Below are 24522 nucleotides of genomic sequence, written 5' to 3'. Positions count from 1 at the left end.
GTCGCAACGGTCCTTCGTGGACGCCACAGCGGCGCGGAGTCCGCGCCCGATCAGCGCGGCGCCGCCTCGGCCGGGACGTCGTCGTGCGCGGTGACGGGATCGGCCGCCGGCCGCCGGACGCCCAGCGACAGCGCGGCCGCCCCGACGCACAGCAGACCGGCGGTCCACCAGGCGCTCGTGTAGTTCCCGAAGTGGTCGCGGGCCAGTCCGGCCGCCGTGGCCGCCACGGCCGCGCCGATCTGGTGCGAGGCGAACACCCAGCCGAACACCACCGGCCCGGACTCGCCGAACACCTCGCGGCACAGCGCGACCGTGGGCGGCACGGTCGCCACCCAGTCCAGGCCGTAGAAGACGATGAAGACCAGCATCGACGGGTGCGCCGCCCCGGCGAACAGCTCCGGCAGGAGGAGCAGCGAGACGCCGCGCAGAGCGTAGTACGCGCCGAGCAGCAGGCGCGGGTCGACGCGGTCGGTGAGCCAGCCGGAGAAGATCGTGCCGACGATGTCGAACACGCCGACCAGCGCGAGCAGCCCGGCCGCCGTGGTCGAGGGCATCCCGTGGTCGTGCGCCGCCGGGATGAAGTGCGTGCCGACCAGGCCGTTGGTCGTGGCGCCGCAGATGGCGAAACCGCCCGCGAGCAACCAGAACGAGCCGGTGCGCGACGCCGTGACGAGCGCGCCCAGCGCACGCCGCGCGGCACTCGTGGTGGGCTGGGCCGGGCGCGGCACGGGCTCGCCGCCGTAGGGCGCGAGACCGAGGTCGGCCGGGTGCTCGCGCATCAGGAGCAGCACCAGCGGAACCACGACGAGCGCGCCGGCGGCGATCAGCAGCGAGGCCGAGCGCCAGCCGCTGTTCTCCGCGAGCCACGCGATGACGGGCAGGAACACCAGCTGTCCGGTGGCACTGCCCGCCGTGAGCACGCCCGTGACCAGCCCGCGGTGCTTCACGAACCAGCGGCCGGTGACGGTGGCGACGAACGCCAGCGCCATCGAGCCGGTGCCGACGCCCACCAGCACGCCCCACAGCGCCACGAGCTGCCAGCTCGTCGTCATGAACACGGTCAGCCCGCTGCCCAGCGCCACGAGACCCAGCGCGCTCGCGATCACCCGCCGCACGCCGAAGCGCTCCATCAGCGCGGCGGCGAACGGCGCGGTGAGCCCGAACAGCAGCAGGTTCACCGACACGGCCAGCGAGATCGTGCCCCTGGTCCAGCCGAACTCCTCCTGCAGCGGTGCGATCAGCGCGCCGGGAGCCGACCGGAAACCGGCGGCCCCCACCAGCGCGACGAACGACACCGCCGCCACCACCCACGCCCGGTGCACGCCGGGCCTCGTCCGCGTCTGCGTCACCGGGGAAGCGTCCGGCAGAGGGGCACGCCGTCACCAGTGGCCGGGGAGCCAACCTGTGAAAGCATCCGGCCATGCGCCGTCACCGCGTCGCCGTGCTCGCCCTGCCCGACGTCGTCGCCTTCGACCTCGGCACCCCGTCGCAGATCTTCGGCGCCGCGCGCGACGCGGCCGGTGAGCGGTGCTACGACGTCGTGGTCTGCACGCCGGGAGGCGAGCCGGTGCGCTCCTCCGCGGGGTTCGGGATCGTGGCCGACCACGGGCTGGAGGTGCTGCGGGACGTGGACTCGGTGGTCGTCGCCGGGGTGCACGACTCCGCCGTGACGCGGGAGGGGCACGTCCCCGGCGAGGTGGCGGACGCGCTGCGCGCCGCCGCGGGCCGCGCCCGGATCATGTCGATCTGCACCGGCGCGTTCGTCCTCGCGGCGGCCGGACTGCTCGACGGCAGGCCCGCGACCACGCACTGGGTGAGCGCGGCGCGGTTCCGGGAGCTGTTCCCCCTGGTGCGGCTCGACCCGGACGTGCTGTTCGTGGACGACGGCGACGTGCTCACCTCCGCCGGGGTCGGCGCGGGCATCGACCTGTGCCTGCACGTCGTGCGGGCGGACCTGGGCAGCGAGGTCGCCAACCGGGCCGCTCGGCGCAGCGTGGTCCCGCCCTGGCGCTCCGGCGGGCAGTCGCAGTTCGTCGAGCGGCCCGTGCCGCACGCGCCGGACACCTCCACGGCCGACGCGCGGGCGTGGGCGCTGGACCACCTGGACGAGCCCCTCGACCTGCGCACGCTCGCGCAGCGGGCGCGGATGAGCGTGCGCACGTTCACCCGGCGCTTCCGCGAGGAGACCGGGACGAGTCCGGGCAGGTGGATCACCCGGCAGCGCGTCGAGCGGGCCCGGCACCTGCTGGAGACCACGGACCTGCCCGTCGACCGGGTGGCCCGGCTCTCCGGGTTCGGCACGGGCGCCGCCCTGCGCCAGCAGATGGCCGCGACGCTGGGCGTGCCGCCGTCGGCCTACCGGCACACCTTCCGCGCCGGGACCCGGACGGGCGACGCGCGACTCGGTCGGCGGCCGTAGGCGATCGGGCGTTCCGCGCTCGCGATCTCACTCCGCGGCGGTGTGCCGCGCGTGCTGAGGGCCGGTCGACGGACCCCGCCCCCCGGGGCGGGCCAGAGACGCGAGGACGATCTCCCGCGCCGCGCGGACCGTGGCCGCGAGGGCGGAGGGGTCCCGGCCGATGCGTTCGGCGCCCGCGCGCATGACACCGGACAGCAGCTCCACCGCGAGGTGCACGTCGCCGACGTCGCGGAACTCTCCGCGCGCGATGCCGTCCCGGACGACGTTCTCCACCTCGACCACGATCGCGTGGAACGGCTTGTCCGGCGCCTCGGCGGCGGGCGGGCCGGAGCCCGGCCGGAACATCAGCTGCACGGTCTGGTCCGTGAACGCCTCCAGGACCGCCTCGACGATCTCCCGCATCCGCTCCGCGGCCGGTTCCGCGGACCGCGCGGCGATCGCGGCCACGCGCTCGACCGCGGGCCGGCCCGCCCGTCGGGTCAGCGCCAGGACCAGCGCGCTCTTGTCCGGGGCGTAGTTGTACAGCGTGTTGCGCGCGAGCCCGGCCCTGGCCGCGATGTGGCCCACGGTGATCGAGTCGTAGTCGCGTTCGAGCAGCAGCTGCCGCATCGCCTCGGCGAGGTCGGCCCACACCATCTCGTGGTGCTCCTCGATGCTGGCTCCCCGGATCCGCGGCACCCGATCATCCTCTCCCACCGCGGCTCCCGCCTCGCGCGCGACCACCTCTCGCCCCGCGCCTCCGCGTCACCTCCCGCTCGGCGCGGGAGCCGGGCGGCCCGGCACCCGCGCCGGTGATCCGGTGCGGTGCGGAGGTCGGGGTCATGCCGTGGTCGCCCGCGGGTAGTGGCGGCGCAGGTTGGCGGTGACGATGCGGTCGAGCGTGCGGTCGGACAGCATCCGAGCCAGGCGGATGATCAGGGCGGCATCCCGGCCGACGGTGTAGCGGGTGCGCGGTCTGCGGGTCGTCGCGGCCTTCGCGACGACCAGGGCGGCGGCGTCGGCGGTCAGGCCCGACGCGGTGCCCGAGGCCATCAGCGCGTTGGTCGCCCGGACCAGGTCGCCGTAGCGCTCGTCCTGCTCCGGCGTCATCAGGGCGGCCAGTTCGTTCGCCGTCGCGATCCCGCGGGTGGCCATCTCCGTGCGGACGCCGCCGGGCTCGACCACGACCACCTGCACGCCCAGCGGCGCGACCTCCCGGCGGAGCGAGTCGCTGACCGCCTCCAGGGCGAACTTCGCGCCGGCGTACGCGCCGTAGGTGGCCATGGCGACCCTGCCGCCGATCGAGCTGATGTTGATCACGCGCCCCCTGCTGCGCAGCAGCGCGGGCAGGAGTGCCCGGGTGACGGCGACGTGGCCGAACAGGTTGACCTCGAACACCCACCGCCACTGCGACATCGGCAGGGCTTCGACCGGGCCGTTCACCTGGATTCCGGCGTTGTTGACGAGCGCGTGCAGTTCGCGCGGGTCGTCGGCGACCCGCGCGGCGAGTGCTTCCACCTGCTCGGGCCTGGTGATGTCGAGGATGACCGGTTCGACGCCGGTCGATCGGACGGCGTCGGCGTCGCTGTCGCGTCGCACGCCGGCCAGGACGTGGAATCCCCGGCGAGCCAGTTCGCGGGCGGTCGACGCCCCCAGGCCCGTGGAGGCTCCGGTTACGACGATCAGCTTCTGGGTGTGCTCCGTCACGACTCCGCACTCCTTTATACGACTACTTGTCGTAAAGGTTACGACACTTTGTCGCAAAAAGTAGGTCGGCGGGGCACGTGTGACGCCGTTCACCGCTCGGCACGCCCCGCTTCGACCGCATCGGCGCGCCCCGCGAGGCCGGTACCACCCCGGTCCCGCGCGCCCACCGGCCCGCGCATCGCTGGTCCAGCTAGGGCTTCGCGGGCGCGGGCTCCGTCGTGAGGAACGGGCGCAGCAGGTCCGGCACGGCGGCGTCGGCGAGCGCCAGTCCCTCCGCCTCGCCCACGTCGATCACCGCGTACGAGCCGTCGCCCGCCGCCGTCGTGGCGGTCACCGTGATCAGCCCGGCCCTGCGCTGGAAGAACGACCGGTGCAGCCGCCAGCCGATGACGCCGCCGCGTTGCAGCGCGACGGTCTCCCGCACCGCCGAACCGCTGCGCGTCACCAGGTAGCGCTCGGTCAGCGCGTGCCCCAGCGCGCGGTAGCGGTCCCACCCCAGCAGCGCCGCGAACGGCACCAGCGCGAGCGCCGCCCGCCACGTCCAGTCCGGCGCGACGACGGCCAGCACTCCGGCGAGCACGAGCACCGGCACGACCGCGCGCACGAGCCTGCGGCGCAGCGCCGCGACGGGGTGCGCCGCGAGCGGCGCGCGGGTCGGCGACTCCGCGACGCCCAGCACGGCCGCGGCGACCCGGTGCGCCTCGGACGCCGGAGCGGGCGGCAGCAGCACGCTCGACTCGCCCTTGCTGCCCAGTCCCGTGGTGACGGCGGCGGCCCGCGCCCCGCGCCCGGCCCGCAGCAGCAGCGGCTGCTGCACCTCCACACCGCGCAACCGCTGCTCCTCCACCGACACCGAGCGCGTCGTGAGCAGCCCGCGGCGCACGCGCACGGTGCCGTCGGCCTCCCTGGTGAGCCGGAAGTTCCAGAACTGGAGCACGTAGATCAGCAGCGAACCGATCACGGCGAGCACCAGCACCACGGCCGCGGCCACCGCGACGGTCACGGCGATCGGCGAGCCGGTCAGCCAGTCGATCGTGGACGAGGACGGGTGCAGGTCCAGCTCCTGCGCGTAGTTCATCAGCACGCCGAACGTCGTGCCGACCGCGACGAGCCCCGACAGCGTCAGCGGCGCGAAGCGCAGCCAGCGCGGGTCCAGCCGCGCCAGCTCCTCGCCCGGCGGCGCGTCGGCGGTGTCCGGCACGGCCCCTGCCGCCGGGGAGGCCGCCGGGGCGCGGTCGAGCAGCACCTGCCGCAGCCGCTCCGCCTCCTGCGAGGAGACGGCGTCCAGGGTCAGCCCGTCCTCGCCAGCCTTCTCGTGCTGGCCGGTGCCCACGCGGATCGCGGACAGCCCGAACAGCCGGTGCCCCAGCTTCGCGGTGAGGTCGACCGTGCGGATGCGGTCGCGCGGCACGGCCAGGCGCTTGCGCACCAGCAGTCCCTTGCGCAGCTCCACCTGCTCCGCGGTGATCCGGTAGCGGGTGGTCAGCCAGCTCAGCAGACCCACGCCGACGACCACGACCACGACGCCGACGCCGCTGAGGAAGCGCCAGCGGTCGCCGCTGCCGAACACCAGCAGCCCGACGACCACCGGGACGAGGCCCACGAGCTCGTTCAGCGGGCGCACCACGAGCATCCGCAGGTCCAGCCGGCGCCAGTCCGGCACCGGTTCCGGCTCCACCAGCTCGGGAGCCCTGGGGAAGCCGTCGAACTCCCCCGGAGCTGTCTGTTGCTGCGCCGTCTGCTGCGGGGGCATCTGCTGCTGCGCCGTCTCCTGCTGCGCCGTCTCCTGCTGCGCCGTCTGCTGGGGTGGCGTCTCCTGCGGCGTCACGTCGCGTCGCCCGGCGTGGCCTGGGTGGTGCTGGTCAGCTCGTCGACGAGGCGGACGGCGACCTCGTGGTCGAGCCCCTCGATCAGCACGGGCCCCGCGGCGGAGGCGGTGGTCACGGTGACGGTGGTGAGCCCGAGCAGCTGCTGGAGCGGGCCGCGCCGGGTGTCGACGGTCTGGATGCGCGACACCGGGGCGACGCGCCACTCCTGGTCGAACCACCCGGCCAGCGTGTAGACGGCCTCGGGCGTGGTCTCCCAGCGGTGCACGCGGTAGCGCCACCGCGGCATGACGAGCACGTGCGCGACCGCCAGCACCGCCGTGACGCCCAGAGCCGCGAGCTGCCACGCGGACGCGTCGTCGACGAACAGCAGAGCGATCCCCTGCGGCGCGAGGACCACGGCCCAGCCGATGACGGCGTGCAGGGTCCACCACGTGACGGCCCTGCGGCTGACCCTGTGGTGAGGAGTGCGCAGTCTCAGCTGCCCGGCGTCGGTCACGCCCCCAACTCTGCCCCAGATCGGGTCCGCGGGTGGACCGCGGACCCGGATTCGGGTACCCCTGCGCGGAGTTCGAGCCCTACGGGGCCGAGAACGGCGGGTTGAACCCCGTGTCGACGACATCGTCGACCGCCGGGGCGGGCGCGGCTGCGACCACCGCGATGCCGAGGCAGAGGGCCACGGCGGCGAACAACCTGCGGAAACCTCGGGAAACCATCGTCGTGCTCCGTTCGGTCGGCAGCGTGGGGGACAGCACCCGCGCCGAGCATGGCACAACGCCGCACCGGCGCGGGATCGTCGTCCGCGCACCCGGACGAACACCAGCGGTCGAGGCCAGGGTACGCGGAAGAACCTGTCGCGCGGCTGTCCTGTTCAGGACGCCGCCAGTTCGCGCTTGAGCACCTTTCCGGTGGCGTTGCGGGGAAGCGCGTCGAGGAACGCGACCTCGCGCGGCACGGAGAACCGCGCCAGGTGCTCCCGCACGTGCTCCCGGACCGCCTCGCCGTCCAGCTCCGCACCGGGCTCCCGCACGACGTAGGCGGCGAGCCGGTGGCCGAACTGCTCGTCCGGCACGCCCACCACGGCGACCTCCCGCACGCCGGGCAGGCCCGCGAGCAGGTCCTCCACCTCGCCGGGGTGCACGTTCTCACCGCCCGAGACGATCATCTCGTCGTCGCGGCCCGCGACGAACAGCAGCCCGGAGGCGTTGCGGTACCCCAGATCCCCGGTCGCCACGAGGCCGTCGCGCACCTCCTTGGCGCTGCCGTCGGTGTAGCCGTCGAACAGCATCTCGTTGGCGACGAAGATCCGCCCGGTGTCGCCGGGCGGCACCCGCTCGCCGTTCTCGTCCAGGATCTCCAGCCTGGTGCCGCGCGGCGGGACGCCCGCCGTGCCGGGGAAGGAGCGCAGCTCGCCGGGCCTGGCGATGCTCACCCACGACACCTCGGTCGAGCCGTAGAGGTTGTAGAGCACCGGTCCCAGCTCGTCCAGGCAGCGGCGCGCGACCGGCGGGGACAGCGCCGACCCGCTCGACGCGACGACGCGCAGCGACGGCAGCGCGGGCCGGTCGGCCTCCTCCAGGAGGCGTTGCAGCATCACGGGAACGACGAACAGCGCGCCGCAGCGGTGCTCGCGGACGTCGGCGAGGGTCTGCTCGGGGTCGAAGCGCCGCCGCAGCACCAGGGTCGCGCCGAGCACCAGGCAGATCTGGAACGCGGCCAGGCCCCAGGTGTGGAACAGCGGTGCGGGCACGGCGGCGACCTCGCCCGCGCGCAGCGGGATGCGGGACAGCAGGGAGGCGGCCGGTCCGAGTCCGGCGGGCTCCGGCCGTCGCGCGCCCTTCGGAGCGCCGGTGGTGCCGGAGGTCAGCACGACCATCCGACCGCGCGGCGGGCGGCGCGGCAGCGCCGTGGCGGGGGAGCGGTCGATCAGCCGTTCCAGCGTGGTGGCGTCGGTCGGCCCGTCGGCCCAGGCGGTGATCCGGTGGACGGCGCCGTCCACGGCCGTCAGCAGCGGCTGGAACTCGTCGTCGGCGACGAGGACCACGACCTCCTGCTCGCGCAGCACGGTGGCGATCTGCGTCGCGCTGAGGCCGGTGTTGAGCAGGACGCTGTGCGCGCCGATCTTCACGCAGGCGGTGACGGTCTCGACGAACCCGCGGTGGTTGCGGCACAGCACGGCCACCCTCGTCCCGGCGCCGACGCCCAGCCCGGCGAGGCCGTGCGCGAGGCGGGTGGTGCGCTCGTCCACCTCGGCGTAGGTGAGCGGGCCGAGGTCGTCGACCAGGGCGAGCCGCTCCGGGTGGCGGGCCGCGCCCGTCGCGTACCCCCAGGCCACCGTGACGTCCCACCGCCAGTACCCGGCGAGGACACCGGCGAGCCGGTCCGGTCGCATCGGCCGGACCACTCCGGCGCGCACCAGCGTGGCCAGGGACCAGGCCGGGAGGGCGATTCCGTCGAACAGCGTGCGCACCGCGTCGAGCACCGCTCCACCTCGCAATCCACTCGTCGGACGCCTCGATACTGACACTACCTACCCGTGAGTAGGAAGAGTTCGAGGACAATTCGACCGGTGGACGACCGACCCGGTGCGGCGCGGCGTCAGCGGGGTGCGCGCACGACGGTCACTCCTCGGCGGCTCCCGAGGCGTCGACCACGGCGTCGCGCAGCGCGGCGCGCAGGCGACCGACCTCCAGCGGGGTGAGCACGGCCGCCTCGCCCGGTGGCACGGTGATCACGACGTGCCCCTGGCTCACGAACACCGTCATCTCCCGACGGCGCGACGCGATGTCCCGACAGCTGACCTGCCACTCCCTCTTGTTGGCGACCACGTCCCCCTACCTCCAGCCGAATCGACACGAGTGCTCGGACCAGTCCGGGCGCTGGTCGAGGACGAGACGCACGCGGGTTGGCGGCGTGACGGGGAAGACACGCGTCTTTCCGCCTGACCACCGCGCCGAGCGCGTTCCAGCGTCGCACGCGGTGTCCCAATAGGTCGCCCCAACGGGTGAAATGGTTGAAATTTACAGCGGAGGGTGATCACGCGACCCTGTCTCGTGAGGTCACGGCATGATCAGGGAAGGCGAGGTGTGATCCCGTTCGCTTCCGGTGAGGGCTCCCACGACCGCACGAGCACCGTTCGCGGAGCCGTCCTGATCGGCTCCTCGGCGGCCCACAGCGCGCGCAGCTCCTCGCCCCACCGCTCGCGCGGCAGTTCGGTGAAGCCGTGCCGGGCGTACCAGGGGCCGTTGAACGGCAGATCGCGGAACGTGGTGAGGGTCAGCGCGGTGAAGCCCCGCCGCGCGGCCCACTCCAGCGAGGCGCGCAGCAGCAGAGCGCCGACACCGCGCCGGCCGTGGTCCGGGTGCACGCCCAGCTCCTCCAGGTGGGCGTGCCCGTCGACCACGCCGAGCGCCGCGAACCCGTGGACCGGCTCGCCCTCGACGAGCACGGCCCGCGCGGCGAGCAGCGTCGACACGGCGTCGTCCGGGGGCAGCGCCACGCCGAACTCCGCGAACAGCTCCCCGGCGGCGGCCGACACCTCGGCGATCCGCTCGACGCCGCTCCCGTCCCACAGGCGCACCACGCTCCCAGCGTAGGACGTTCCTGCAACGCTCTCCCCGCTGGCACACTGGTCGCGATCCGGGGGAGGTGACGTGGCCGAAGCGATCGTCGCGGCGCTCGTGCGCGCCGCGGAGCTCACCGCGTCCGGCAGGCCGCGCGAGGCCGTCGACCTGCTCCGCCCCGTGCTCGCCGCGCACCCCCTGCACACCGAGGCGTGGTGCCGGCTGGCCGCCGCGCAGCTCGACGCCGGTGACGCCGACGCGGCCCTGACCGCGGCGAAGCAGGCGCTCGTGCTCGGCGGCGACCGGGCGTGGGCGCAGCGGCTCGCCGCCCTCGCGCTGAGCGAGCTGGACCGGCACCGCGAGGCCGCCGTCGCCGCGCGCGAGGCCGTGCGTCACGGCCCGGACGACTGGCGCGGCCTGGTGGTCCTCGCCGAGGTGCTCCAGGTCGACCCGGACGGCCGCGCCGAGGCGCTGGAGGCGGCGCGCGAGGCGGCCCGGCTCGCGCCCGGCCAGGCCCGCGCGTTCCAGGTGCTCGGCGACGTGGCCGTGCGCCGCGGCGACCCCGGCGCCGCCGAGCACGCCTACCGCACCGCCCTGGAGCTCGACCCGTCCGACGCGGACGTGCGGGCGGACCTGGCCGCACTGCTCCGCGCCCGCGACCGCGACCGGACCGGCAGCGCCGCCCCGGCCGCCACGCCCGCGCCCCCGCCGGAAGCGGTCGCGACCGCGCGCGCCCTGCTCCGGACGGCGCTCGTGCGGGTGGCCGCGCTGCTCGCCGCCGGTGACGGACTGCTCCTGATCGCCGCGCTGCCCCGTCCGACGCCGCAGCTCGCCTGGCTCTCCGGCCTGCTCCTCGCCGCGTGCGCGGTCGTGGTGCTGCGCCTGCGCCGCCCCGCGGTGCGCGACGTCGTCGCCCGGCTCCTGCGCCGGCCCGGCCGCCTGCCGGTCGTGGCGTCCGCGCTGGCCGCGTCCGCGCTGCTGCTCGCCGGGTGGACCGCCGCCCTCGCACTGGGCGCCACCACGACGCAACCGCTGGTGCTCGCCTGGCTGTGCGCGCTCGCCGCCGGTGGCGTGCTGGTGCTCGCGGGCGACGTGCGCCGCTGACCGTCCACGGTGGACGTGCTCGCGCTGGCGCGCTCGCCGGGAGCCTCGGACGGCGTCCACGATCCTCGCCGCCGCGCCCGTCGCGATCGTGCTGGAGGAGGTGGCCGCCCCCTCTCCGGAGTCCTGCCGTGCAGCCGTCGACGGTACGAGCGGGCAGCGGTGCCGTCGTCCGACGATCTTCGCTGGACGCTTCTGCCGACCGCCAGCAGACTGCTGCCATGACTGGCACGGGCATGCCGTTCGCGGCCTACCAGAACGAGATCTACCTCCAGGGCCTCGGCGGCCAGCTGCCGCCGTTCACCACCGACCCCGAGGCGCTCGACGCCTCCACCCGCGAGCGACTCGGGCCCGGCCCCTACTGGTACGTCGCGGGCGGCGCGGGTTCCGGCGCCACCGTGCGCGCCAACCGGGAGGCGTTCGACGAGTGGCGCATCGTGCCCCGGATGCTGACCGGCGCCACGACCCGGCACCTGGGCACGACCGTGCTCGGCACCGCCGTGCCCGCGCCGGTCCTGCTCGCGCCGATCGGCGTGCAGTCCATCGTGCACCCCGACGGCGAGCTGGCCACCGCGCGCGCCGCCGCCGAGCTGGGCGTGCCGATGGTGCTGTCCACCGCCTCGTCCCACACCCTCGAAGCCGTCGCCGAGGCGAGCGGTGACGGTCCCCGCTGGTTCCAGCTCTACTGGCCCAACGAACCCGAGGTGTGCGTCAGCATCCTCGACCGCGCCAAGCGCTCCGGCTTCGACGTCCTCGTCGTCACGCTCGACACGTGGACCCTCGCGTGGCGCCCGCACGACCTCGACCAGTCCTACCTGCCGTTCATCCGCGGCACCGGCACCGCCATCCCGTTCTCCGACCCGGCGTTCCGCGCGGGCCTGGAGAAGTCGCCGGAGGAGGACCTGCCGATGGCGGTCCTGCGCTGGGTGCCCATGTTCACCGGCACCGACAAGACCTGGGAGCAGCTCGCGTTCATCCGGCAGCACTGGGACGGGCCGATCGTGCTCAAGGGGATCCAGCACGTCGACGACGCCCGCAAGGCCGTCGACGCCGGTGTGCAGGGCGTCGTGGTGTCCAACCACGGCGGGCGGCAGGTCGACGGCGCCGTCGGGTCGCTGGAGGTGCTGCCCGAGATCGCCGAGGCCGTCGGCGAGCAGATCGAGGTGCTGTTCGACTCCGGCGTCCGCACCGGAGCCGACGTCGTCAAGGCCCTCGCCCTGGGCGCGCGGGCCGTGCTCGTCGGTCGCCCCTACGTGCAGGGACTCGCCCACGGCGGCCAGGTCGGCGTGCGGCACGTCCTGCGGGGCCTGCTCGCCGACTTCGACCTCACGCTCGGCCTGTCCGGCCATCGCAGCCCCTCCGAGCTGAACCCGGAGGTGCTGCGGCGGCGTCCGGTCAGGTGAGCGTCGCGGAGAGCTGTTGCAGCCGGCCGCTCATCGTGCGGAAGTCGGCCGGCTGCACCGTGATCCACGTGGCGCCGTCGCGACCGGGCAGCTTCAGCGTCGCGTACCGGCCGGTGACGGTGTCGACGTAGGTCATCGGCGCGGGGCACCTGACCTTCTTGCCGAAGCGGTCGCGCCCGGCGGCGTAGAGCTGCCCGCCGCCGAGCCGCTTCTCCTGCATCAGCTTCCTGAGCTGCTCCACCTGCGTGCTGTTCGTCCCGGTCGGCCTGCTCGGCTGGAGGAACGAACCACCGCCCTCGTCGTCGTCCCGGCGCTGCTTCGCCCGCGCGTTCATCGCGTCCGCGGGCAGCGAGATCGCCGCGCCCCGGCCGGGCGGCACCTCGGGCAGCACCGCGATCAGCGCCTGCGCCGCGTCCTCGGCGCGCACCGGTTCGAGCACGAACTTCTCGTCCGCCGTCAGAACGACGCGCAGCGCGTCGTCCCCGGACTTCACCACGAGCGCGGACCGGGTCTTCTCGTCCTCGTGGTTGAAGAACGCGTAGTACTCCGTGCCCGCGCGGGCGATGAGCTGGAGCGAGCGGGCCAGATCGGGGTGCACGTCACGTCCCCGAGCCAGTCCGACGCGCTCCAGCGCGCCCCAGCCGTCCCTGGCGAGGTTCGCCAGACCGCTGAGGTCGCCCTCCTCGACCCGGCTCTCGTCGAAGTCGATCTCCGCGATCAGCGCGCGGTGCAGCACCGGCAGACCGATCGCCTGCCAGGCGTTGTAGAGCGCCACGACAGGGATCGCGACCCTGCTGTGCAGCACTGTTCCCCCAGGTGTACGTCGGAGTTGCGGTCAGCGGATGTCGCCGATGACCGGCGGAGCGACCAGCTGACCGTCGCCGAACACGTCCTCGGTCTCGACGAGGTACGCCGCGGACTTGTGCTCCTTGTCCTCGTCGCCCTGCCCGCGCCCGGCGCCGGCGCCCATGCCACCGGCACCCATGGCGCCAGCGGCGCCCGAGGCACCACCCGCGCGCCCGGCGGCACCGGCCGCGCCGATCCCGCCCGCACCGCGCCCGTGGACGCCGTCGTCGCCGGCCATGACACCGGCCGTGGCACCGGGACCGCCGCGCGGCCCGAAACCACCCGCGCCCGCAGCGCCCGCAGCACCCGCACCGGGACCGCCCACGCCGGGCAGCTTGACGTTGCCACCAGCACCACCGCCACCGCGCCCGCCACCGGGTCCACCGAGTCCACCGGGTCCACCCGTCCCGGGCACTCGCGTGTTGCCACCGCCACCGCCGCGGGGTCCACCGAGCCCCGGCAGGATGCCGGTGAGGTTGGGGTTGTTGGTGGGGTTCGGGTTGCCGATGCCGGGAAGCGGCACGTTGGGCGGGTTCTGGCCGGGATTGGTGGTCCCGCCACCACCGCCTCCACCGGTCCAGGACGGGTCGAGCGAGCCGTCGCTGACGTTCCCGTTCCCGTTGCCCGTGCCGGTTCCCGTGCCCATTCCGGTCCCGGTACCCGTCCCGGTGCCGGGAAGGTTGATGTCGGCCGTACCGGTGCCTCTGCCGGTGTTGCTACCGGTTCCCGTGTCGATCCCCGACCTGCCGGTGTTGGGATCGATGCTTCCCCTGCCGTTGCCGTTCCCCTCGCCCTCACCGGTGCCGAGGGAGTCGGAGTCCAGATCGGCGTTGGACGAGTTGGGCGCCTCGAAGGCGGGCATGCTCGAACTGACGCTGTTCGCCGTCGACCCGTAGGCTTTGAGCGCCTGCACGTTCGCCTCGTCGACGGCCTGGCTCTTCTCCATCGCCTCGTCGTAGTCGGTCTCCCACCACGCCATGTCGTTGAGCCACGGCTTGTCGGGAACGTCGACCGGCTTCTGCACCGAGTTCTGGGCCGTGCGGAAAGCTCCGCTCAGGCTCGCCACGTCGTAGGAAGCGCTCTGCGCGCTCGACCCGGCCATGTCCGACCACGTGGCGAGAGGTGAGGTCCCCGCCCGAGCGGCGTCGCCAGCGGAGCCTTCCCAGGAGGCGTTCGACTCCTTGACGGCGTTGTTGATGATCTCGCTGACGCTCGTGTGGCCCGAGGCGATTTCACCCCACGCTTCGTAACCGTTGTCCGTGGTCTTCTCGGGACCGTTGCCGTCGTGGAACCAGCTGTAGATGTTGCCGGTACCGACGCCGATCGTCAACAGCGCCATGCCCACGGTGGAGTCTGCGATGACTTCCAGGTTGTTGGGTGATGACACGGCTTCCTACCCCTTCAGGGATTCGAGGACCAGGGACGCCAGGTTCTCTGCTGCGGCGCAGGCGTTGCCGCTGTAGTCGGGGTCTTTCTCGGTGATGTTGGTCTGGGCCAAAAATACCTGATCGGTGGCAATGCCGACAGCGGTGGAGCAGTTGAGCAATCCATCGGTGGAGTCGAAGATGACAGCGGGGTAGGAATCGATTTCAGTCTCACGGGAGACGGCGTAACTGCCAGCGTTCTCACGGATGGACTCGATCGTGCTGCCATCGGTCAGGAAGGTCACCTCGTAGGACGGGTCCACCGAGATGTCCTTGCCGTCAAGCCGACAACTGGGGCCGAGGGCATCGTTCTCGGCCTCGGGCGGATCGAACGTGCCGAGTGACGCCACCTGCTGTGCGGTGAGGATGTCACAGGGCTTGCTCTTGAACGCGTCGAAACTGAGCTGCGAGGAGATCGAGGTGCTGCTCTCCACGGTGTTCGTGCTGGAGCTGCTGGGACGCGTGCTGTTTCCCGGTGTAGCACGGCCCGTGCTGTCCTCGGAGCAGGCTGTGACGGAGCTGATTGCGATCCCGATGATGAGGATCGCCAGCACTCGGCGTTTCAAGAGATCATCCCCCGCTGCTCAGTGTGTTGCGGCCACTGCTGTCAAGACCGCGGTACGTGTTCAACGCCGCCTGCACGTTGTCTCTGGTGGTCTTGAGGGCCTTTATGGCCTCTTGGTTCGCCCAACCGTATCCGCCGGGGGACTGGCCAGCGGCATTCCTGATGGCGACGGTGGCGTAACCGCTGTAGGGGTCCTTGCCCGGAGGCTGCGTGACTCCGAGTGCATCGGACTTGCTGCGAAGATCGTTGAGTTCCTTGATCGCATCGTTCAAGCCGTCGATCAGCTTCTGCGCCTGGTCCGGGTCGACGGTGAACCTGGTCTGCGACGATCCGGTCAACGTGCTGCCAGCAGCTCCACCTGCCGCGGCGCCCACCACAGGCGTCGAAGCCATGAAGCTGATGCCTCCGCCACCACCCGCGTCAAGCATGAGATCGCTCCCCTCAGTGCGCTCATCTCTCGGACGATGATGTCACAGCGCTGGTTCCACGTCCTCGGATTCCCGACCTCACGTGCTGGTCACAGACTCGTCGAGGATGCGACCTGCGGTACCGAGCGCCCCTGTCCACCCGTGTTGCTGCTTCTGGGTGACGGTGGAGTCGCCGTGATCTCGGACGCGGTCTTCTGCACCCCGAGGTTCCCGATCACCGTGGCCGCGAGGCGCTTCGTGACCGCACACGCCTTCCCCCGGTCGCCCGTGTCGGTCTTCGCACCACCGACGTGGACGATGACGGCCGCGTCGGACGAGGCGCTGATGATCCTGGTGCAACCGCGAGCGGCGTCCGTCGAGTCGTCTCTTCGACCACGGCCACGCTCTGTGCGGCATTCTTGATCGAATCGACGGTGCTGCCATCGGTCGTCAGGACGATTTCGCAGGTGGGGGCGTCGGGACGTCGTCATCTGCCCGGGTGCAGTTCCTGCACCCGGGCGCGGAAACTCCTCGGTGCTGTGGCTTGCTCGGACACGAGGATGCTGTACGTGGCGTTCGTGTGCTTCTCGAACGACAGGTCGTCACGGGCTGCGGAGTCGGACTGCTCGTCGTGCCGGCAGACGAGGGAGTTCCCGGCTCGATTCAAGATCCCGTCAGCGTGCTGACGACCAGTCCGGGTGCGGCGATGGCGAGCGTGTGACTCCTCGGCACTGGTCCTCCCTCGGTAACGGTGTTCTCGTTCCTGTGAAGTTGCAAAGGTGCTGCTCAGCGACTGTTCAGAGATTCGAGGACCAGGGAGGCCAGTTTTTCGGACGAGACGCAGGCCTTGCCGTAGTTGGGGTCACTCTTGTTGATGTTGGTCTGCGCGAGGAAGACCTGGTCGTCGGAGATGCCCACAGCGGTCGAGCAGTTGCGCAGTCCGTCGGTCGAGTCGAAGCTCACCGCAGGGTAGGAATCGATTTCCTTCTCCTCGGATATGGCGTAGCTGCCGGTGTTCTCCCTGACCGATTCGATCGTGTTGCCCTCGGTCATGAAGGTCACCTCGTAGGACGGGTCCACCGCGGTGTCCGCGCCGGACAGCCTGCAACTGGGTCCGGTGGAGTCGTCCTCCGGCTTCGGTGCCTTGAACGATCCCAACGAGGCCACCTGCTCCGTGGTGAGGATGTCGCAGGGCTTGCTGAGGAACTCGTCGAAGCTGAGTTGGGGAGATCCCGAGGCACTGCTCGTCACAGTGCTCGTGCTCGACCTGCTGGGTGGGGTGTTGTTCTCCGGGGTCGCTCGTCCTGTGCTGTCCTCGGAACAGGCTGTGACGGAGCTGATTGCGATCCCGATGGTGAGGACTGCGAGGACTCGGCGCTTCAAGAGATCATCCCTAACTGCTCAGTGTGCTGCGGCCACTGTTGTCAAGACCTCGATATGTGTCCAGTGCCGTCTGGACATTGTTCCTGGTGGTCTCGAGGGCCTCAATGGCCTTTTGGTTCGCCCAACCGTACCCACCAGCTGATTCGCCGGCGGCGTTTCTGATGGCGACTGTGGCGTAACCGCTGTAGGGGTCCTTACCGGGGGGTGAGCAGAGCCCAATGCGTCAGACCTGCTGCGGAGGTTGTTCAGTTCATCGATCGCCCTGTTCAAGCCGTCGATCAGTTTCTGCGCCTGGTCCGGGTCGACGGTGAACCTGGTCTGCGACGATCCGGTCGACGTGCTGCCAGCAGCTCCGCCTGCCGCGGCGCCCACCACGGGCGTCGAAGCCATGAAGCTGATGCCTCCGCCACCACCTGCGTCAAGCACGAGATCGCTCCCCTCTGCGTTCATCTCCCGGACGATGCTGTCACAGCGTCGGTTCCACGTCCTCGGATTCCCGACCTCACGTGCTGGTCACGGGCTTGTCGTGGACGTCCGGGGCCGAGGTTGCTCCCTCCGGGTGACGTGATGGTCGTCAGGACTTCGGAAGTGGCACCACCAGTACCGCGTGGGAACTCTGCTTGGCGCTGACGGGCAGTACGACGACACGGTCTCCGACGACGTGGACGACGCCTGCGAGTCCTCCTGAGCTGTCGTCCTCCGGCAGCGGTCCGCTCGATTCGCTCTCGCCCGTCTTCGGGTCGACCCGGTGGATCGACGGCCGCTCCTCGTCGGTGCCCGAGCTCAGCACGACCACCGCGCCGTCCTGCACGCCGACGGGTGACAGCACGCACGAGATGGGGTGCGGTTCCGGTGAGATCGGCTTGCCCGCCCTCAGGTCCACGGTCAACAGCCCCTCGACCCCTGCGCAGTCGCCGTCGGGCTTGCCGATCACCACCGCGGACAGCAGGCCGTCGACGGTCGTCGTGCGGGGGGCGCGGTCGAGGTCACCTCCGCCGGTGAGCGCGAGCTGACCGGGTAGCTCGATCTCACGGCCGATCGCTCCGGTCGCGGAGTCGAACGGCAGGAGGGTGTGAGCGCCGCCCACGACGCTTCTGTCCAGGAACAGCGCGGGCGGGTCGGCGCCGACGATGACCGGGACAGGGGTTTCGGGTCCCTGACCGGCGGCGACGATCGAGGTGGGGACGGGCGTGCTCCACACCTTCTGGCCCGTGCGCGCGTCGACCGTCGTCACGACGGTGATGTCCCCGCCGATGACGAACGCCTCCTCCGAGCACGCCTGCTCCAGGGTGATGCGGGTGTCGCTGACCACCTTGGAGCCGATCGCGCACGGGCCGGGGCGCTCACCGCGTCCGACGGGGTTGTTGTCGATGCTGTCGAAGTACCAGCGCCGCGCGCCGGTGGCGAGGTCCAGCCCGATCAGATCGCCGCCGTCGTCGAACACGACGACGTCACCGACGATCTCGGTGCGTTCCATGCCGCTGATGTCGTCGGGCGGGAACCTGTCCGTCGACGGCACCGCTTCGACCGACCACTTCGGTGTGCCGGTCGTGATGTCGACGAGCTGCACCTCGTTGCACAGGAACGAGTCGGTCTTGCCCGCTACCGGCTTGCCGAAGCTGATCGCGCCGAAGCCGTCCACGGCGGTCGTGCTCATCCCGCACAGCTTGATCCCGTTCGCGGGCAGTTCCCAGATCACCTCGCCGTCGTGGAGCGAGTAGCCGGTGATGGCGTTCTCCTGCCCCCTCACCACGACCTCGTCGTCCGCCCAACCGCCCAGCAGTTCGGTCTCGTGCTGGATCTCGCTGGTGAACTCCGCCGTCCACAGAGGTGCGGCGCTCTTCTTCGGCTGGGTGGACCCGGTGGCGGTCCGGGGCGTGTCCTGCTCCGAGTTCAGCACGATCCCCGTGGTGACGGCTGCCGCGATCACGCCGACCAGTCCCAACGACAGTCCGACGACCAGTCCGGTGCGCTTTCTGCGCGGTGGCGGTCCGTACTGCTGCGGGTACGGATGCTGCGGGTACTGGTGCTGCGGGTACTGGGAGTGTTGTTGCGGGTACGGCTGTGGTTGCTGCGGGTGGTGCCACTGCCCGTTCGGATGATTCACGGTCTTGTCTCCCCCTGCCCCTTCGAACGGGAAGAATTACAGCAGGTCACGAGTCGTCACCGACTGACGGTGTCCGATTCGTTCAAGACCGGGACGGACCGGCCTCCTAGGGTCGCAGCATGATCGAACGAGCACGGTCCTACGTCTGGCACCACGGGCGGGTGCTGGAGCAGCGGCGCTTCGAGTTCCTCTTCGACGGTGGGGCCGCCGAGCCCGTCCTGCACGCCGTGCTGGCGCACCGCAACGGTGACGGCGGGTACGGGCACGCGCTGGAGCCGGACGGGCGAGGGCCCGTGAGCCAGCCGCTGCACGTCTGCACGGCGCTGGACCTGTTCGCCGAGATCGGGGACACCTCGCACGTCGCCTCCGCCGTCGAGCACCTCGCCTCGCTCGCGCCCGACGCGCGGTTGCACGTCGGCGTTCCCGCCGCGGAGGCGCATCCGCACTCGCCGTGGTGGGAGACGGGCGGGGAGCCCTCGATCCTCGTCACGGCGCTGCTCGCCGGTGTGCTGCACCGGCTGGAGGTCCAGCACCCCTGGCTCGACGTCGCCACCGCGCTCACCTGGGAGCACGTCGAGCAGGTCGGTACCACGCACCCCTACGAGGTCGCGGCTCTCGTGCGCTTCCTCGACCACGTGCCGGACCGGGCGCGGGCCGAGGCGCACGCCGAGCGGCTCGGGGGTCTGGTGCGGGAGCAGCGGCTCGTCGACCTGGGGGAGCCGGACGCGGCGGCTCCGGAGGGGTACGCGGCGGGGGAGACGCACAAGCCGCAGGACTACGCGGCCTCGCCGGACGGCCTGGCTCGGCGGTGGTTCTCCGACGCCGAGTTCGACCGCGCGCTCGACGTGCTCGAGGCGGCCCAGCAGGACGACGGCGGGTGGCGGTTCGCCTGGCCGTCGTGGACGCCGGTCACCGAGCACGAGTGGGGCGCGGTGGTGACGATCGGCGCGCTGACGGTGCTGCGCGCGCACGGCAGGCTCAGCTGAGCAGCACTCCCAGCGGAACGCCGCCCAGCGCCTTCACCTCGCGGGACAGGTGGGCCTGGTCGGCGTAGCCGCACCGCGCGGCGACGTCGGCGAACGGCAGGCCCGTCCTGGCCAGCGCGACCGCGCGGTCGAAGCGCAGGACGCGCTGGAGCACCTTGGGTCCGTAGCCGAACGCGTCCAGGCAGCGGCGGCGCAGCTGGCGGTCGGTCACGCCGATGGACCGGGCGAGCGACGGCACGTCGAACGCGGTCCGCGCCAGCGCGGCCAGCGGGTCGGGGGACGCGGCGCGCAGGCGGGTCACCGCGATCGACGTCAGGGTGCGCGCCGTGTCCTCGGCCGACGACAGCTCGTCGGCCAGGCGGCGCGCGTCGTGCCACAGCTCGGTCGCGGGCACGCGCAGGTCCCGCAGCGCGTGCCCCGGCACGCCGAACGCGGCGGGGCCGACACCGGGCGGGAAGCGGACGCCGAACGCCCGGCCCTCCGGCACGGCGGTCGTCTGCGCCGCGGTGTCGGGCCCGGCGACGTACAGCTCGCCCGTCGCCTCGAAGAAGATCAGGTCGGTGCAGCCGTCCGGCACGACGCGGGCGATCTCGGGGGAGGACGCCCGCGTCCACGCGCACGCCAGGCCGTCGGGCGCCTCCCACTCGCGGTACACCCCGGCATTCTCGCCGCACTACTGCGCGAACGTCACCCAGTTCACGCTCACGAACGGGCTGGGCTGCCCGCTGGTGAAGGTGACGTACACGTCGTGGGTGCCGGTCACGCCGCTGGTGTTCGCCGGAACCGACCGCCAGCTCTGCCAGCCGCCGGTGTTGCCGACGGCGAAGCTCCCGATCGGGGCCGCGGTCCTGCTGCCCAGCCTGACCTCGACCAGTCCGCTGACGCCGCTGCCCGCGCCGGAGGCGACCCGGCCGACGAACTGCCGTGCCGTGCCGCTGCCGAAGTTCACGCCGGAGAACTTGAGGTATCCGCCGTTGCCGATCTGCCCGACGGCCTGCCCGCCCTCCGACGCGGTCTCGACGGTGCCGCCGGAGCGCTCGGCCGCCGACTCGGCCTGGAGGGAGGAGTACGCGCTGCCGCCGTCGCCGGGAGGCTGCGTCGTGCCGCCACCCGCGGTGTACACGGCCACGTAGTCGACCAGCATGGACCGGCCGGGGACCGTGGCCGCGGTCGGCGTGGAGCCTGCCAGGGCGTTGGGGAACGCGCCGCCCATCGCGACGTTGAGCAGGATGAAGTGACCGGCGTGGCTCGTCATGTTGTTCCACGTCGTCGCGTCCAGCTGGGCGGCGGTGACGCTGTGGAACTGCTGCCCGTCGACGTACCAGCGCAGCGCCTTGGGGTTGCTGCTCTCGTCCCACTCGAAGCGGTAGGTGTGGAACGCGGACTGGCAGCTGGCGCCGGGGCACGCGCGGCTGTTGCCGATGCCGGTGCTCTCGTTGCACGGGCCGCCGGGGGCGACGCCGCAGTGCAGCACGCCCCACACGCTGTTGATGCCGTTGACGTTCTCCATGATGTCGAACTCGCCGATGCCGGGCCAGTTCCAGTAGTTGCCCCGGTAGGGCGAGCCGAGCGTCCAGAAGGCGGGCCAGTAGCCCAGCGCCGCGTCACCGGTGACGTTCGGCATCTGGATGCGGCCCTCGATGGCGACCTTGCCGCCCGCCGGTGGGCGGAAGTCGGACCGGCGCGTCTCGATGCGGCCGGAGGTCCAGTTGCCCGCGGCGTCCCTGAGCGGGGTGATCCGCAGGTTGCCCGCTCCGTCGACGCTCAGGTTGTTCGGGTTGCTGGTGTAGTTCTGGATCTCGCCGGTGCCCCAGTTGGCGGGTCCACCGGGGTAGCTGTGCCCGGTGTCGACGATCCAGTCGGCCGACGACGGCAGCGAGCCGGCGCTGCCGGTGAAGTCGTCGCTCCAGACGCGGGTCCAGCCCGCGGGCGTCGGGGGCACGGAGGCGTTGGCGGACGTCGTCGCGGACGCCGCGACCGGTATCGCCACGAGCAGGGCCGAGGCGACGGCGAGCACGCGCCGACGCCGTGCTGAGGAGTTCTCCATGCGCGGGTGACCTCCTTGTCACGGGCACAACAGGGACCCCTATGAGAGCGCTCTCATACATGATCCATCAATAGGCCGTTCGGTGGGACTACTTGGCGTCGCCGTAGCAGGTGACCGCGGCCGTCTGGAGGGGGAAGCGCACGGGCGTCCCGCCGAACACCAGGCGACTGGCCTCCTCGCCCGCCGCGTCCACCCGCGCGCGCACCGCGTCGGCGTCCTCGCGGGGGCAGTGCACCATCACCTCGTCGTGCTGGAAGAACACCAGTTGCGCTCGCGGGGCCGATTCCGCGAGCCCGCGCCGCAGCACGCCGAGCAGCGCCGCGGTCCAGTCCGCCGCGCTCGCCTGCACCACGAAGTTGCGGGTGAAGCGGCCCCAGTCCCGCGCCGCGCGCCGCGAGCGGCGGGCCGAGTCCTCGTCGTCGTCGGCGCTCCCGGTCAGCTCGCGCCACGCCTCGGAGGGCGCCGGACTCGTCCGGCCCAGCCGCGAGCGCACCATCCGGCCCTGCTCACCCGCCCGCGCCGCCGCCTCGACGTAGTCGACGGCCTCGGGGAAGCGCCGCCGCAGCACGGCCATCAGCGGACCGGCCTCACCGCCCGTGCCGCCGTACATCGCCGACAGCATCGCCACCTTGGCCCGCGCGCGGTCGCCGTGGAACGCGTCGGCCGCGAGGGTGGTGTAGAGGTCGGTGTCCCGCGACACCTCCGCGAGCCGGTGGTCGCCGGACAGCGCGGCCAGCACGCGCGGCTCCAGCTGCGCCGCGTCCGCGACGACCAGCGTCCAGCCCGGATCGGCCACGACCGCGCGGCGCAGCGTGCGGGGCAGCTGCAACCCCGCGCCGCCGCGGGTGGCCCACCGGCCCGACACGACGCCCGCCACCACGTACTCGGTGCGGAACCGCCCGTCGCGGACCCACTGGTCGAGCCACGACCAGCCGTGCGCGACCCACAGCCGCGACAGCTCCTTGTACTCCAGCAGCGGTGCCACGGCGGGGTGGTCGACGTCCTTGAGCACCCACGCCCGCGCGGACGGCAGGTCGACGCCCTCCCGCGCGAACGCCCGCACGACGTTCGGCGGGTGGTCGGGGTTGACCGCCCGGCCGCCGAACGCCTCGGTGATCCGGTCCGCCAGCTCGGCCAGCGCGCGCGGGCGCACCCCGACCGGTGTGCGGGGGCCCAGCAGCTCCGCGAGCAGCGCCTCGTGCACGTCGACCCGCCACGGCAGCCCGTGGTGCGACATCTCGGCGGCGGCCAGCGCGCTCGCCGACTCGGCGGCCACGAGCAGCCGCAGCCGGTCGGCCCCCGGCAGCCCGGCCAGCACGCGCTGCTGCTCGGCGTGCACCTGCACGACCGCGTCGAGCGGGTCGACGCCGCCGGGCAGCCGCTCGTGCTCCGGCTCGAACAGCGTGGGCTGCGTGTCGCGCTTGCGGGGCGCGGTGTCGTCCGGGACGGGCAGGCCGCGCAGCCGGGCGACGGCGGCGGCCAGCCCGCGGGGCTCGCCGTGCCGCCCGAGGTGGCCGAGCAGGATCGCCTCGGTCAGTGCGAGGTCGTGGCACCGCTCCAGCCGCACACCGGCCGCCAGCAGCGGCGGGTACGCCTCGGCCGCGGCGGCCAGCAGCCAACGCGGCCGGTGAGCGCGCTCCAGCTCGGCCACCGCGCGGGCCAGGTCGGTGGAGACCACCGCCGGCCCGTCCGGTGTGCCGTCGTCGTGGAGCCGCCGCAGGGCACCGGTGTTCCCGGTGTGCGGATCGAGAGCTGCGAGCACGGCCCCAGTGTGCGCGCCCACCCCGACGGGAACGCGGACGACGTCAGCCGGTGGTGACCAGCGAACGCAGGAAGAAGCCGACGTTCGCCGGGCGCTCGGCCAGGCGGCGCATGAAGTAGCCGTACCACTCGCCGCCGTAGGGCACGTACACCCGCATCCGATCACCGCGTGCCGCGATCCGGCGCTGCTCGTCGGTCCGGACGCCGTAGAGCATCTGGAACTCGCAGGTGCCCGGACCGCGGTGCGCGGCGAGGTCGGTGGCGATGGAGACGAGCCGCGGGTCGTGCGAGGCGACCATCGGGTAGCCCTCCCCGGCCATCAGCACCTTCAGGCACCGCACGTAGGACAGGTCGACCTCGGCCCTGTCCTGGAACGCGACCGAGGCGGGCTCGGCGTAGGCGCCCTTGCACAGCCGCACCCGCGATCCGGCGTGCGCGAGGTCCCGGCAGTCCTGCTCGGTGCGGTGCAGGTACGCCTGGAGCACCGCGCCGACCCACGGGAAGTCCGCGCGCAGCTCCCGCAGGATGCCCAGCGTCGAGTCCGTCGTGGTGTGGTCCTCCATGTCGAGGGTCACGGTCGTGCCCGCGGCATCGGCGGCCGAGCAGATGCGCCGCGCGTTCTCCAGCGCGATCCGCTCGCCGTCGCGCGGCAGTGACTGCCCCACGGCGGACAGCTTCACCGACACCTCGGCCCGGTCGGCCAGGCCCTCGGCGCCCAGCCTGGCCAGCAGGTCCAGGTAGGCGTCGACGGTGGCACCGGCCTGCGCGACGTCCCCGGTGTCCTCGCCCAGGTGGTCGAGGGTCACCAGACGGCCGTCGGCGACGACCTCCGCCGTGGTGCGGATCGCCGCCTCCACGTCGTCACCCGCGACGAAGCGGTCGACGACGGGACGGGTCAGCGGGGTGCTCTCGACGAACTTGCGCGCGCCGGTGGAGCGCGCCGCGGCGAGGAGGGTGGAGCGGAGCACGGGGCATCTCCTTCACGAGGGGTGGGGCGG

Annotated in this window: 23 protein-coding genes; 4 read left to right on the top strand and 19 right to left on the bottom strand. The window is 72.6% G+C overall.

The window, feature by feature from the left end; genetic code table 11:
- Nucleotides 1-50 precede the first annotated feature (50 nt).
- Complete coding sequence (locus tag IMZ35_RS19020) at nucleotides 51-1349, bottom strand: MFS transporter (RefSeq protein ID WP_307868379.1); 1299 nt, start codon at nucleotides 1347-1349, stop codon at nucleotides 51-53.
- 71 nt (nucleotides 1350-1420) lie between these two features.
- On the opposite strand from IMZ35_RS19020, the gene IMZ35_RS19015 reads away from it, so the two are divergent.
- On the top strand, nucleotides 1421-2419 hold the full coding sequence (locus tag IMZ35_RS19015) for a GlxA family transcriptional regulator (RefSeq protein ID WP_199442463.1): 999 nt from the start codon (nucleotides 1421-1423) through the stop codon (nucleotides 2417-2419).
- A 27-nt stretch (nucleotides 2420-2446) separates the two neighbouring features.
- Here IMZ35_RS19015 and IMZ35_RS19010 read toward each other — a convergent pair whose 3' ends face one another.
- From IMZ35_RS19010 to IMZ35_RS18975, 8 genes are all read right to left on the bottom strand, one after another.
- Nucleotides 2447-3097, bottom strand: a complete 651-nt coding sequence (locus IMZ35_RS19010) for a TetR/AcrR family transcriptional regulator (protein ID WP_199442462.1) — start codon at nucleotides 3095-3097, stop codon at nucleotides 2447-2449.
- Between the two features lie 141 nt (nucleotides 3098-3238).
- Nucleotides 3239-4105, bottom strand: a complete 867-nt coding sequence (locus IMZ35_RS19005; RefSeq protein ID WP_199442461.1) for an SDR family NAD(P)-dependent oxidoreductase — start codon at nucleotides 4103-4105, stop codon at nucleotides 3239-3241.
- Nucleotides 4106-4295: 190 nt separating this feature from the next.
- The gene (locus tag IMZ35_RS19000; RefSeq protein ID WP_307868376.1) at nucleotides 4296-5933 is read right to left on the bottom strand and encodes a PH domain-containing protein; all 1638 of its coding nucleotides are present in this window, start codon (nucleotides 5931-5933) and stop codon (nucleotides 4296-4298) included.
- Entirely contained in the window at nucleotides 5930-6430 is a 501-nt protein-coding gene (locus IMZ35_RS18995) for a PH domain-containing protein (protein WP_307868375.1), read from the bottom strand. The genes IMZ35_RS19000 and IMZ35_RS18995 overlap by 4 nt, the downstream gene beginning before the upstream one ends.
- 79 nt (nucleotides 6431-6509) lie before the next feature.
- Nucleotides 6510-6647 (bottom strand): hypothetical protein, encoded by a 138-nt coding sequence (locus IMZ35_RS18990; protein WP_199442459.1) that lies wholly within the window; start codon nucleotides 6645-6647, stop codon nucleotides 6510-6512.
- A 155-nt stretch (nucleotides 6648-6802) separates the two neighbouring features.
- Entirely contained in the window at nucleotides 6803-8413 is a 1611-nt protein-coding gene (locus tag IMZ35_RS18985) for an AMP-binding protein (protein ID WP_307868374.1), read from the bottom strand.
- A 139-nt stretch (nucleotides 8414-8552) separates the two neighbouring features.
- Entirely contained in the window at nucleotides 8553-8759 is a 207-nt protein-coding gene (locus IMZ35_RS18980; protein ID WP_199442458.1) for a hypothetical protein, read from the bottom strand.
- 242 nt (nucleotides 8760-9001) lie between these two features.
- A complete protein-coding gene (locus IMZ35_RS18975) occupies nucleotides 9002-9514 on the bottom strand; it encodes a GNAT family N-acetyltransferase (protein ID WP_199442457.1) in 513 nt (170 codons plus the stop codon).
- A 70-nt stretch (nucleotides 9515-9584) separates the two neighbouring features.
- Here IMZ35_RS18975 and IMZ35_RS31800 point away from each other — a divergent pair, with 70 nt between their 5' ends.
- Nucleotides 9585-10598, top strand: coding sequence for a tetratricopeptide repeat protein (locus IMZ35_RS31800; protein WP_199442456.1), 1014 nt, complete (start codon nucleotides 9585-9587; stop codon nucleotides 10596-10598).
- Nucleotides 10599-10816: 218 nt separating this feature from the next.
- Nucleotides 10817-11998 (top strand): lactate 2-monooxygenase, encoded by a 1182-nt coding sequence (locus tag IMZ35_RS18965; RefSeq protein ID WP_199442455.1) that lies wholly within the window; start codon nucleotides 10817-10819, stop codon nucleotides 11996-11998.
- Here IMZ35_RS18965 and IMZ35_RS18960 read toward each other — a convergent pair.
- The 6 genes from IMZ35_RS18960 to IMZ35_RS18935 all read right to left on the bottom strand — a co-directional run bounded on the left by IMZ35_RS18960 (nucleotide 11991) and on the right by IMZ35_RS18935 (nucleotide 18730).
- Nucleotides 11991-12803 (bottom strand): ESX secretion-associated protein EspG, encoded by an 813-nt coding sequence (locus tag IMZ35_RS18960; RefSeq protein WP_199442454.1) that lies wholly within the window; start codon nucleotides 12801-12803, stop codon nucleotides 11991-11993. The two genes, IMZ35_RS18965 and IMZ35_RS18960, sit on opposite strands and share 8 nt — an antisense overlap.
- A gap of 30 nt (nucleotides 12804-12833) precedes the next feature.
- The gene (locus IMZ35_RS18955) at nucleotides 12834-14231 is read right to left on the bottom strand and encodes a hypothetical protein (protein ID WP_199442453.1); all 1398 of its coding nucleotides are present in this window, start codon (nucleotides 14229-14231) and stop codon (nucleotides 12834-12836) included.
- A gap of 6 nt (nucleotides 14232-14237) precedes the next feature.
- Complete coding sequence (locus IMZ35_RS18950) at nucleotides 14238-14822, bottom strand: DUF3558 domain-containing protein (protein WP_199442452.1); 585 nt, start codon at nucleotides 14820-14822, stop codon at nucleotides 14238-14240.
- Nucleotides 14823-14838: 16 nt separating this feature from the next.
- Nucleotides 14839-15261 (bottom strand): hypothetical protein, encoded by a 423-nt coding sequence (locus tag IMZ35_RS18945; protein WP_199442451.1) that lies wholly within the window; start codon nucleotides 15259-15261, stop codon nucleotides 14839-14841.
- Between the two features lie 765 nt (nucleotides 15262-16026).
- Nucleotides 16027-16623 carry a DUF3558 domain-containing protein gene (locus IMZ35_RS18940; RefSeq protein WP_199442450.1) on the bottom strand — a complete coding sequence of 199 codons (597 nt, stop codon included), beginning with the start codon at nucleotides 16621-16623 and terminating at the stop codon, nucleotides 16027-16029.
- Between the two features lie 574 nt (nucleotides 16624-17197).
- Complete coding sequence (locus IMZ35_RS18935) at nucleotides 17198-18730, bottom strand: outer membrane protein assembly factor BamB family protein (RefSeq protein ID WP_199442449.1); 1533 nt, start codon at nucleotides 18728-18730, stop codon at nucleotides 17198-17200.
- Between the two features lie 119 nt (nucleotides 18731-18849).
- On the opposite strand from IMZ35_RS18935, the gene IMZ35_RS18930 reads away from it, so the two are divergent.
- Nucleotides 18850-19716: a hypothetical protein gene (locus IMZ35_RS18930; RefSeq protein WP_199442448.1), complete on the top strand. Its 867-nt coding sequence runs from the start codon at nucleotides 18850-18852 to the stop codon at nucleotides 19714-19716.
- Here IMZ35_RS18930 and IMZ35_RS18925 read toward each other — a convergent pair.
- The 4 genes from IMZ35_RS18925 to IMZ35_RS18910 form a co-directional block, all read right to left on the bottom strand.
- The gene (locus IMZ35_RS18925; RefSeq protein WP_199442447.1) at nucleotides 19709-20371 is read right to left on the bottom strand and encodes a helix-turn-helix domain-containing protein; all 663 of its coding nucleotides are present in this window, start codon (nucleotides 20369-20371) and stop codon (nucleotides 19709-19711) included. The genes IMZ35_RS18930 and IMZ35_RS18925 overlap by 8 nt on opposite strands.
- Before the next feature lie 18 nt (nucleotides 20372-20389).
- Nucleotides 20390-21763, bottom strand: a complete 1374-nt coding sequence (locus tag IMZ35_RS18920; protein ID WP_199442446.1) for a carbohydrate-binding protein — start codon at nucleotides 21761-21763, stop codon at nucleotides 20390-20392.
- Nucleotides 21764-21851: 88 nt separating this feature from the next.
- On the bottom strand, nucleotides 21852-23525 hold the full coding sequence (locus IMZ35_RS18915; RefSeq protein ID WP_199442445.1) for a bifunctional 3'-5' exonuclease/DNA polymerase: 1674 nt from the start codon (nucleotides 23523-23525) through the stop codon (nucleotides 21852-21854).
- Between the two features lie 43 nt (nucleotides 23526-23568).
- Entirely contained in the window at nucleotides 23569-24492 is a 924-nt protein-coding gene (locus IMZ35_RS18910; protein ID WP_199442444.1) for a proline dehydrogenase family protein, read from the bottom strand.
- Nucleotides 24493-24522: the final 30 nt, after the last annotated feature.

Origin of the sequence: Umezawaea beigongshangensis, assembly GCF_016464305.1 — a bacterium.
GTDB classification, from domain to species: Bacteria; Actinomycetota; Actinomycetes; order Mycobacteriales; family Pseudonocardiaceae; genus Umezawaea_A; species Umezawaea_A beigongshangensis.
The sequence above is the reverse complement of the archived record's forward strand: the minus strand, read 5'-3'. Positions and strand labels throughout refer to the sequence as shown.

What these genes read in the sequence shown, in the direction of transcription:
- IMZ35_RS18945 (WP_199442451.1), bottom strand. Translation starts at nt 15,261, where the DNA reads ATGCTTGACGCGGGTGGTGGCGGAGGCATCAGCTTCATGGCTTCGACG.
- IMZ35_RS18920 (WP_199442446.1), bottom strand. Translation starts at nt 21,763, where the DNA reads ATGGAGAACTCCTCAGCACGGCGTCGGCGCGTGCTCGCCGTCGCCTCG.
- IMZ35_RS18930 (WP_199442448.1), top strand. Translation starts at nt 18,850, where the DNA reads ATGATCGAACGAGCACGGTCCTACGTCTGGCACCACGGGCGGGTGCTG.
- IMZ35_RS19015 (WP_199442463.1), top strand. Translation starts at nt 1,421, where the DNA reads ATGCGCCGTCACCGCGTCGCCGTGCTCGCCCTGCCCGACGTCGTCGCC.
- IMZ35_RS18990 (WP_199442459.1), bottom strand. Translation starts at nt 6,647, where the DNA reads ATGGTTTCCCGAGGTTTCCGCAGGTTGTTCGCCGCCGTGGCCCTCTGC.
- IMZ35_RS18965 (WP_199442455.1), top strand. Translation starts at nt 10,817, where the DNA reads ATGACTGGCACGGGCATGCCGTTCGCGGCCTACCAGAACGAGATCTAC.